The following is a 6568-nucleotide window of genomic DNA, read 5'->3' as shown; positions in this document are numbered from 1 at the left end:
CCGACAAGGGCTGGGAAAACAAGGACGAGCACGGCTCCGAGTACGGCTCCGACAAGGGCTGGGAAAACAAGGACGAGCACGGCTCCGAGTACGGCTCCGACAAGGGCTGGGAAAACAAGGACGAGCACGGCTCCGAGTACGGCTCGGACGAGCGCGGCGGCTACGGCAAGGACGAGCGCGACTCGGACGAGCACGGCGGCTACGGCAAGGACGAGCGCGGCTCCGACGAGCGCGACTGGGACAAGGAGCGCGAGTTCGTCTACTACGGCGAAGCCAAGGTGGACAAGGACGCCAAGCCGGGTCGCTACGAGCTCAAGGGCTCCTGCGGCGAGGGCGAGCTCGTCGTGCTGCCGCACGGCGGTGTCGACGGTGGTGACGGTGGCGTCAGCACCGGTACCGACCGGGGTCTGGCCACCGGCGGGGCGGGTCTGCTCGGCGCTGCCGCGCTGGGCGGGATCGTGCTGATGCGTCGTCGGCGGACCGATGGTTCGCTCGTCTGACGTGACGACGACACCGGCCGGCGGCCGTCGCGGGAGACCGTGGCGTGCCGCCGGCACGGCCGTCGTCGTCACCATGGCCATGATCGGCGCCGGCATGATCGGCGCCTCCCTGAAAACCACGCCCACTCCCCGACCGCCGCAGCCGCTGGCCCAGGCCGGCCCCGAGGCGACCGGGCCGGCGAGCACCGCCGACGATGCCCCTCCAGTGGACGGGCAGCCGGTCGGTCAGGCGGCGGCCGGGTTGGCCCGTTCGGCACCGACCAGCATCGAGATCCCCCGGATCGGCGTCGACGCGACGATCATGTCGTTGGGCACCAACCCGGACGGCACGGTCCAGGTCCCTCCGCTGGAGAAGGCCGACCAGGCCGGGTGGTACGAACCAGGAGCGAGCCCCGGCGAGACGGGCAACGCGGTCATCGTCGGGCACGTGGACTCGGCGGTGCTCGGCCCGGCTGTCTTCTTCGACCTCGGCGCTCTCACCCCCGGCGACACCGTCACAGTGCGCCGCGCCGACGGGGTGCCGGCCACCTTCACTGTCGACTCGGTGAAGTCGTACCCGAAGACGGCCTTCCCCACCGAGCTGGTCTACGGACCGAGTGACCGGCCGAGCCTGCGGGTGGTCACCTGCGGCGGTCAGTTCGATCAGGCCGCGAAGAGCTACCCGGACAACATCGTCGTCTTCGCCACCCTGGCGGCCTGACCGGCGGCGAAACGAAACGCGGTCCGGCCGGTCGGGGTGACCCGACCGGCCGGACCGCATCCGGCGTACCTCTGACTCAGGCGGCCGCGGAGGTCCGCACCAGGGTGCGGATCTGGCGCAGCAGCACCGACAGGGCGGCGAGATCCGCCCGCGACTCGTCGAACTCACCCATCGCCCGCCGGGCCCTGTGGATCGAGGTGGCGTTCGACTGCTCCCACTGCTGCACCCGCTCGTGCGGCGGCAGGTCGCCCGGGGTGGAGTCGAGTACCTCCGCGGTGAGCGCGGCCAGCGCGGCGTACAGGTCGTACCGCAGCGCCATCCGGGCCAGCGTCTGCCAGCGGTCCTCCCGCGGCAGCAGGGAGATCTTCGACAGCAGCGAGTCCACCCGGAACAGGTCCGACAGCACGAAGTAGACCGAGGCCACCTCGCTGACGTCCCGCCCACTGGCGTTCGCGGTCTCCACCACGTCCATCAGACCGAAGCTGTACATCAGCCGGGTGGCTCGCTCCGCCAGCTCGCGGGGCAGCCCACGTTCGGTCATCGAGTCCATGTGCGCGGCGATGCCCTGGCGCTCGTTGCCGTAGAACAGCTCCTCCAGCCCTGGCAGCAGCCGGGTGACCCCGTCGCGCAGCCGGGCGATCTCGGCCGGCACGTCGATCGGCGAACGCCGGTTGGAGACCAGCCACCGCACCGCCCGGTCGAGCAGCCGACGAGTGTCCAGGTAGACGCTGGTCTGCAGCTCCGGCGCCACCTTGTTGTCCAGCGCCTCGACCTCGTCCCACAGGTCGCGCAGGCCGAACACCTCGCTGACCACCACGTACGCCCGGATCACGTCGGCCGCGCTGGCCGCTGTCTCCTCGACCACCCGGAAGATGAACGAGATGCCACCCCGGTTGATCGCCTCGTTGACCAGCACTGTGGTGACGATGTCGCGGCGCAGGCGGTGCCGGCCCATCCGGTCGGCGAACCGCTCACGCATCGGCGTCGGGAAGTAGTTGACCAGGACGTCGGTCGTCCACTCCTCGTCGGCCAACCCCTCGGTGAGGATCTCCCGCTCCAGGACGATCTTCACGTACGCGAGCAGCACGGCGAACTCCGGCGCGGTCAGCCCGGACTCGCTGCGGACCGCCAGTTCCTCGTCCGGCGGCAGCGCCTCCAACGCGCGGTCCAACCCGCCCGAACGCTCCAGCTCGTTGATCATCCGACGGTGCACCGGGAGCAGCGAGGCGGCCTGGGCCTGGGCGTTGTTGATCGCCCGAGCCTGGTCGTAGTTGTCCCGCAGCACCAGCTCCGCGACCTCGTTGGTCATCCCGGCCAGCAGCTCGTCCCGGTCGTCCGTGGTCAGCTCACCGTCGGCCACCGCCGTGTTGAGCAGGATCTTGATGTTCACCTCGTGGTCGGAGGTGTCCACCCCGGCCGCGTTGTCGATGAAGTCCGTGTAGATCCGGCCACCTGTCAACGCGTACTCGATCCGGCCGAGCTGGGTCCAGCCCAGGTTGCCGCCCTCGCCCGCCACCCGGCAGCGCAGGTTGCGCCCGTCCACCCGGATCGCGTCGTTGGACTTGTCGCCCACCTCGGCGTTGGTCTGGGTGGAGGCCTTGACGTAGGTGCCGATGCCGCCGTTCCAGAACAGGTCCACCGGAGCGGTGACGATCGCCTTCATCAGGTCCTGCGGCGACAACTGCGTCACGTCGTCGTCCAGGCCGATCGCCGCCCGCACCTGCGGCGTGATCGGGATGGACTTCGCGGTACGCGGGAAGATGCCGCCACCTGCCGAGATCAGCTCCGGGTTGTAGTCCTCCCAGGAGGAGCGGGGCAGGTCGAACAGCCGTCGACGCTCCGCGTACGAGGTGGCGGCGTCCGGCTCCGGGTCGAGGAAGATGTGCCGGTGGTCGAAGGCGGCCACCAGCCGGATGTGCTCGGAGAGCAGCATCCCGTTGCCGAACACGTCGCCGGACATGTCGCCGACGCCGACCACTGTGAAGTCCTGGGTCTGGGTGTCCAGGCCCAGCTCACGGAAGTGCCGCTTGACCGACTCCCAGGCGCCCCGGGCGGTGATGCCCATCTTCTTGTGGTCGTAGCCGGCGGATCCGCCGGACGCGAACGCGTCGCCCATCCAGAAGTTGTGGGCCTTGGAGATCTCGTTGGCGATGTCGGAGAACGTCGCGGTGCCCTTGTCGGCCGCCACGACCAGGTACGGGTCGTCGCCGTCGTGCCGGACCACGTCCTCGGGTGGCACGATCTGCCCGCTGACGATGTTGTCGGTGACGTCCAGCATCGCGCCGACGAACTCCTGGTAGCAGGCGACCGCCTCGTCCCGGTCGCCCGGCTTCTGCTTCAACACGAAGCCGCCCTTGGCGCCGACCGGCACGATCACCGTGTTCTTCACCATCTGCGCCTTGACCAGGCCCAGCACCTCGGTGCGGAAGTCCTCCCGACGGTCGGACCACCGCAACCCGCCCCGGGCCACCGGCCCGAACCGCAGGTGCACACCCTCGAAGCGCGGCGAGTAGACGAAGATCTCGAACTTCGGTCGCGGCGCGGGCAGGTCCGGAATGGCCTGCGGGTCGAGCTTGAACGCCACGTACGCCTTCGGCCGCCCGTCGGCGCGCTTCTGGTAGAAGCTGGTCCGCAGGGTCGCCTCGATCAGCGTCAGGTATGAGCGCAGGATCCGGTCCTGGTCGAGGCTCGCCACGTCGTCCAGCGCGCCCCGGATCGTCTCCACCAGCTCACCGCTGCGCTGCTGCCGCTGCTCGGTGCTCAACTCGCCCGGCGCGAACCGGGTCTCGAAGAGCTCCACCAGCAGGGCGGCGAGCTTCGGGTACGCGATGAAGGTCTGCTCCATGTAGTCCTGCGAGAAGACCGTGCCGGCCTGCCGCAGGTACTTCGCGTACGCCCGCAGCACCACCACCTGCCGCCAGGTCAGCCCGCCGCGCAGCACCAGCTCGTTGAACCGGTCCACCTCGGCCTCGCCGCGCCAGGCAGCCGCGAAGGCGTTCTCCACGTGCGGGCGCACCTCGGCCAGCTCGTGATGCCCCTCGGGCAGCATGAGGCCGAAGTCGTACAGGTAGACCCGACCGTCGATCCGGTCCACCTCGTACGGGTGCTCGTCGACCACCCGTACGCCGAGCGAGTGCAGCACCGGCAGCACCGCGGAGAGCATCATCGGCTCGCCGTAGCGGTAGACCTTGAACCGGACGTCCATCGCCTCGGCCAGGTCGGCGCCCGGCACCCGGGTGCCCGGCCGGGGCGCCAACTGCTTGCGGAACAGGTGCATCTCCAGCTGGCCGGGCTCCTCCAGCAGCTCCAGCTTCGCCAGGTCCTTCATCGCCTCGTACGGCGTGTGCCCGTCCTTGTAGCCCTCCGGGAACGCGTCGGCGTACCTGGTGAACAGGTGCTTGGCCTGCTCGTCGCCGAGCTTGCGCTCCAGCACCAACCGGTAGTCGTCGTCCCACAGTCGGGTGGCGTCGGCCAACTCCTCGGCGAGCAGGTCGGCGTCGATGTCGCCGGGTGGCCGCGTCGGGTCGGTACGGACGATGAAGTGCACCCGAGCCAGCATCGACTCGGTGACCCGGGTCGTGTAGTCCACCCCGACACCGTTCAGCTCACGCAGCAGGATGTCCTGCATGCGCAGCCGGTTCTGGGTGGTGAACCGGTCCCGGGGCAGGTAGATCAGGCAGGAGATGAACCGCCCGTACGCGTCTCGACGCAGGAAGACCCGCAGCTGCCGGCGGCCGGCCATCCGCAGCACTCCGACCACCGCGTGGTACAGGTCGTCGGTCTTGATCTGGAACAGCTCGTCGCGCGGGTAGGTCTCCAGGATCTGGATCAGATCCTTGCCCGAGTGGCTGCGCCGGCTCAGGCCGGAGCGGTCCAGCACCTCGGCCACCTTGCGGCGTACCACCGGCAGCTCGCGGACGCTGGTCCGGTAGGCGGCCGTCGAGAACAGGCCCAGGAAGCGCCGCTCACCGATCACGTCACCGGCGGAGTTGAAGATCTTGAAGCCGATGTAGTCCAGGTACGCCGAGCGGTGCACTGTGGCCCGGGAGTTCGCCTTGGTGATGATCAGCAGGCGCTTCTCCAGCACCTTCTCGTGCGCCTCGGGCGTCATCGAGGACAGCGACCGCGCATCCGGCGAATCGGAGCGCAGAATGCCCAGACCGGTGCCGAGCACCGCCTCCAACGCCTTGCCGTCGACCGGGTCGGCGGCGTCGCCGCCGTCGGCGTCCACCAACCGGTACTCGCGGTAGCCGAGGAAGGTGAAGTGGTCCTGGGCGAGCCACCGCAGCAGCTCCACCGAGTCGGTGATGTCCTTTTCCGGCACGGGTGGGCGGTTGTCGGAGGTACGGGCGGAGGCCAGCTCGTCGGCGAGCGCGAGGGCACGCTGCCGCATCTTCGGCCAGTCCTCCACCGCCTCCCGCACGTCGGTGAGCACCCGCTGCAACTCGCGGCGCAACCGGTCCCGTTCGGCCGCGTCCCGGACGGGGTCGATCTCGACCCGCATCCAGCTCTCGATGATGTCGCCGGCGATCGCGTCGTCCGGTTCCACATCAGCGGAGACCTCGGTGAGCCGACCCAGCGGCTCCCGCCGCACCACCACCAGCGGGTGCACCAGCAGGTGCACGTCGAGGTGGTACGAGTTGAGCAGCGCCGTCACCGAGTCGACCAGGAACGGCATGTCGTCAGTGACGATCTCGACGACCGTGTGGTGCTGGTCGGCGTGCGGTTCGTGGATCCGCAGCTTCAACTCGCCTGGCACCCGCTGTTGGGCGAGATCCCGGTGTGCCCGGGCCGCGTCGAGCATTTCTTCCGCCGTGAAGCCGACCAGCTCCTCGTCCGGGGCGAACCGCCAGAAACGGCCGACAAGTGTCGCCGCGTCGTGGTCGTCCCCGGCGAGCGCGACGGCCTGGGCCACCAGGCGCTCCGCGTTGGGGACGGGTTCGTCGAGCTCGGCGTCCTCCACGTCGTCGGCCAGCGCCTCGGCTGGCAGACCCAGATCGTAGATGGTGTCGATGCTCGACCCGGTCAGCCCGGTGACTCCCGTGTCGAGTCGGCCGTAGCCGTCCCCGTCGGTCGCCGAATCGAAGCTGTCATCGTCCCGGCCGGAGTCATCCTGCCGGAGGTCGGGTTCCGGTTTGATCGCCGGACGCCGGTCCATCGGTGCCACTCCCCTCGACCCACCGCGTTGTGGGTCACTCTGCCGCCCAGCCTAGGCCCTGCCGTTGTGCGCCTTTGTCGGCGGACCACTGGCCAGACGTCCGGATCGGGACTTTGTCCTTTCACCCGTTGCGGGTCCGAGGTTGGCCGGCTCCGGGATACCCCGCCACGCGATGTTCATCACACGGGTACGGCCCGTCTTTGAGCGCGG

Annotated in this window: 2 protein-coding genes and 1 pseudogene; 2 read left to right on the top strand and 1 reads right to left on the bottom strand. The window is 69.5% G+C overall.

The genetic code is table 11. The features are described from left to right. Both AB0K35_RS30525 and AB0K35_RS30520 read left to right on the top strand, forming a co-directional pair. A pseudogene (locus AB0K35_RS30525) lies at window positions 1-500 on the top strand (hypothetical protein); the annotation flags it as partial. 1 nt (window position 501) lies between these two features. Then, window positions 502-1200, top strand: coding sequence for a class F sortase (locus AB0K35_RS30520; RefSeq protein ID WP_238670496.1), 699 nt, complete (start codon window positions 502-504; stop codon window positions 1198-1200). A 76-nt stretch (window positions 1201-1276) separates the two neighbouring features. Here AB0K35_RS30520 and AB0K35_RS30515 read toward each other — a convergent pair whose 3' ends face one another. Next, entirely contained in the window at window positions 1277-6358 is a 5082-nt protein-coding gene (locus AB0K35_RS30515) for an NAD-glutamate dehydrogenase (RefSeq protein ID WP_238670497.1), read from the bottom strand. Window positions 6359-6568 lie beyond the last annotated feature (210 nt).

The sequence above is a fragment of the Micromonospora sp. NPDC053740 genome, from assembly GCF_040677775.1.
Lineage (GTDB): Bacteria > Actinomycetota > Actinomycetes > Mycobacteriales > Micromonosporaceae > Micromonospora > Micromonospora alfalfae.
Note: the sequence above shows the minus strand (reverse complement) of the source record. Positions and strands in the feature narration are given on the sequence as shown.

Coding starts and splice junctions, on each gene's coding strand:
- AB0K35_RS30515 (WP_238670497.1), bottom strand. CDS start 6,358: ATGGACCGGCGTCCGGCGATCAAACCGGAACCCGACCTCCGGCAGGAT.